Here is a 3,982-nt window from a genome sequence, read left to right as displayed (position 1 = left end):
CGTTTCAAGGTAAAATGGGCTTTAAACTCTTTTCTTTGTCCTGATGTTGGTTCGTCGTACTCAACCAAGAACCAATAATCGCTGGTTGGCATCATATTCCCGTTGTAGGTTCCGTCCCATCCAGATCCCGTTGGGCTGAGTTGTTTTAATAACTTCCCATAACGGTCAAATATATAAATTTTTGCACTGCTTCCAATGCCTGCGATGTTCCATGTGTCGTGGTTATTGTCCCCATTAGGTGTAAAGTACAGTGGGTAGTCTAATACGAACACCTCTGCCGTAGCTATACCACAGCCGTTCTTATCCCTTGCGGTGACCAGGTGTTCCCCTGGTGATACACCTGTAAAGGTACCACTGTCTTGCCATGGGCCTCCGTCCAGACTGTATTCGTACACTCCCGGTCCACTTGCCACTGCTTCTATAACGTGATTATTCGCAAAAGCTTGTGTTGTCACCTCGGCAATTAATGTCGGTGGCTCACTTTCTGTTACCAATGTACTGTCCATATTGGTACAACTGGTTTGAGTGGATGTACTAATATCTGTTACCACTACGCTATAGGTACCACCTTGGGTTGGTGCCAGCGTAGATCCGGTCTCCCCTGGGAGTACCGCACCATTATAAGACCACTCAAAACTATAGTCTGTATCGGACAGACCGGTATCTAGTACCAAAGGATCTAGTATCTCCGTACCGTTGGTATTCACACAGAGTATATAGCCATCTTCCAGATTAAAGTTTGGCAACGGGTTCACCTGAAGGGTCAATGGTGCCACTGCATAGCAGACCGAACTGTCTTGTTGATTATCGAACGTTCCATCGTTGTTAAGGTCTATAGGGTCCCCCAGACCATCCCCATCGGTATCCACAAACTCAAACACACCATCCCCATCATTGTCTATACCATCTGAAAGTCCGTCACCGTCCACGTCTAACAGATCGAAAACACCGTCACCGTCCGTATCGTAGAGGTCTATAGTACCGTCACCGTCCAGATCCAATCCTGGTGTACCAGGATCTGCAATGTTCAAAAATACAGGTACCACGCTCAACGTATTGTTATCCACCCTTGCATAGATCACCTGTGGGTTGGTTACGTTTTCGTAGAGGTTAGGTAATGGGTTAACGTTTAGATCCGCATCTGCTTCGCTGGCATAGTAGCTCACGATATAGCTATTCGCATCTTGAGCGTCAAGTACTTGAGCGTCTTGTGTCGAGAGATCGAACTGTACGCTGTCGTTACCTGGATTCCCATCCGTTTCCATATTATCGTCACATTCTTCGTAGAGAATAGGTACCATATCCGGGTTGGCTTCTGCGGCTTCGTCCACCTGAATATTAAAGCTTTGCGTACTAATAGAACAGCCTGTAACGTTATTGGTTATCGTTACGAAGATCTGTTGTGGGTTGCTGGTATTGGTATATGGGCTAACCAAAGCGTTCATACCTGCTTCTGCATCTGCTAAGCTAACATGATACGTTACTATGAACTGGTCTGGGTTTTGACCGTTCAATACTTCTGCATCCTTGCTGATCAGATCAAAACTATCAAAACCATCGGTATTGAGCTCGCACTGGATAAAGTCCGTTACCGCTACAACATCTGGTAATGGATTAACACGTATGGTAAAGTTCACTAAGGCATAACAGCCCGTAATATCGTTAGTTACTCTTACATAGATGACCTGCTCTGGGGTTGCTATGTTGGTATATTGTGTTGGGTCTGCTATAGGGTTCATTCCCGAATCTGCATCTTCTGGTGTTTCGTAGTAGGTTGCTGTTACACCAGCTTCACCATTGATCAACAAGGCCTCATTCTCTGTAAGATCAAATACCTCAAATCCATCGCCTGTATTGATCTCATCACACAGTTCTAAAGCTGGTAACTGATCACTTGGTGTTGGGGTTGGATTAGGTAATACTCTAATGGTTAAGGTCGTAAAATCAACACAGCCCGTATCGGTATCTGTCACCACAACGTATAGTGTTTGTGGATTGGCTGGTAGACCACCTACTGAAATATTAGTATACTGTGTCGGGTCTGGTATCGCATCGGTCTGTGCCTGGGCATCGGCATCGCTCTGGTAATACGCTACCGACCAGCTGGCATTGCCCCCTGTAATCTCCTGGTCTTTGACCGTAAGGTCAAATACGGTCATCTCATCCCCTGGGGATTCCCCAAGATCGTCACATAACTCCAATGGTGTTGGTTGTACTGCTGTTGGCGGAAGTTCTACCTGAAGCTCGAACTCACCAGTGTCGTAACACTCTGTTGTTGGATTATATAAACGGACATAGATGGTCTGTGGGTTTGATATATTGGTATAGTTCCCCACGTTAATTATAGGGTCATCCCCTGATGCTGCATCTGCGGCACTAACGTGATGGGTCAAGATCACATCCGCCGGATTCTGAGAACCTAATATGTCGGCATCGCGTATTGTTAGGTCGAACTGTGTGATACCGTCTGGATCGTCATCACAGATGATAATAGGATCCAGAGCCGTTGGTACTTCTGGTGATGGCACGACGATAAGCTCTAAGGTGTTTAGAGTCAATCGGTAACAGCCTGTAAGGGTACTCTCTGATCGTACGTAGATCATTTGGCTTCCCGCCACAATATTGGTATATGGACTCATCAGTGCATTGTCGCCCATCTCCGCGTCTTCCTGTGTTTCGTGATAAGTGATCACAACATCCGATTCGCCATTGGTAATATCTACGGTACGGATTGTGAGATCGAATTCTGCTAAACCATCATTGTCATCATCACAGACTTCTATAGGTTCCGGGTTCTGCTCTGGTGAGGGTAACGGGTTAACTCTTATGGTCACTGTGATCGTACTGTGGCAACCTGTGATATCGTTCTCACCTCTTATGTAGATGGTCTGTGGGTTAGTAGTATTTACATAAGGGCTTGTTAGTGGACTGGTTGCATTGTCTGCGTCCATCTGAGTCAGGTAATAGGTCAGGGTAATACCTGTTTGCCCGTTTAATATCTCTGCATTGGCATCTTCAAGAGTAAAAGGCTCTTGCTCATCACCAGGATTGTCAACATCACACAATTCTAATGGGGAAGGTTGTGATAATACCGGTAATGGGTTAACTATAAGATCCAGACGGGTAACCTTGTAACAGCCTTCTACCGTATTGGTGTCCTCTACGCGAATCCAAACCGTTTGCATATTGATATCAGTATTGGTAAAGGCATTAGGGGTAGCTATAGCACTCATCGGTGTATTGGCATCGAGCTCGCTAAGGTAATAGCTTACCGTATACTGCATTGGGTCCAGACCGTTCAACACTTCTGCTGCCTTGCTCGTTAGATCGAAGGTTGCAAATCCATCTGCCGAAGCATCGTCACATGCTTCCAATGGTGTCGGGGCTACGATCTGTGGACTTGGCTCTACAATTAATACTAGCTCAACTATAGTGGCACAGTCCGTGGCTATGGTCGCACTCTCAATCCTTGCGTATAAGGTCTGCGTGTTTACAACAATATTATTATAGTCCACAGTGGTGTCTATGGCGTCCACGTTGTTATCCGCATTGGCAAAGGTCTCATGGTAGGTCACCGTTAGTCCCGCTGCACCTCCTGTAATCTCAGTATCTACATCGGTCAATGAAAACATACCGAAACCGTCATTGTCCGGATCACAGTAACGTAATGGCTGTGGCGTGTTGGCCACTGGGGCCTGCTCAACACATAAATCCAAAGTCGTGGTGTCATAACAGCCCGTAGTGATGTCCTCTACTCTTACAAATACGGTTTGGCAATTACTAATATTGGTATAAGGAATTGCTAATGGGGCTACATTATCATCTGCATCCTGCTGGGTCAGATGATAGCTTACCGTATAATTTGGATTGTTACCCGTAATCTCTGTGTTCTTTATGCTTAGGTCTATCTCTGTTAAACCATCGGGTACTCCATCGTCACAAACCTCTAATACCGTAGGTACTACGACTGTGGGGAGGGGGT

Annotated in this window: 1 protein-coding gene; it reads right to left on the bottom strand. The window is 45.9% G+C overall.

Annotated features, from left to right (window positions below; translation table 11 throughout):
- The coding region (locus Q0912_RS17425) for a T9SS type B sorting domain-containing protein (protein ID WP_299117557.1) at nucleotides 1-3,982 on the bottom strand (3,982 nt) is incomplete at both ends.

Source organism: uncultured Winogradskyella sp., from assembly GCF_947498345.1.
Classification (GTDB): domain Bacteria; phylum Bacteroidota; class Bacteroidia; order Flavobacteriales; family Flavobacteriaceae; genus Winogradskyella.
Note: the sequence above shows the minus strand (reverse complement) of the source record. Positions and strands in the feature narration are given on the sequence as shown.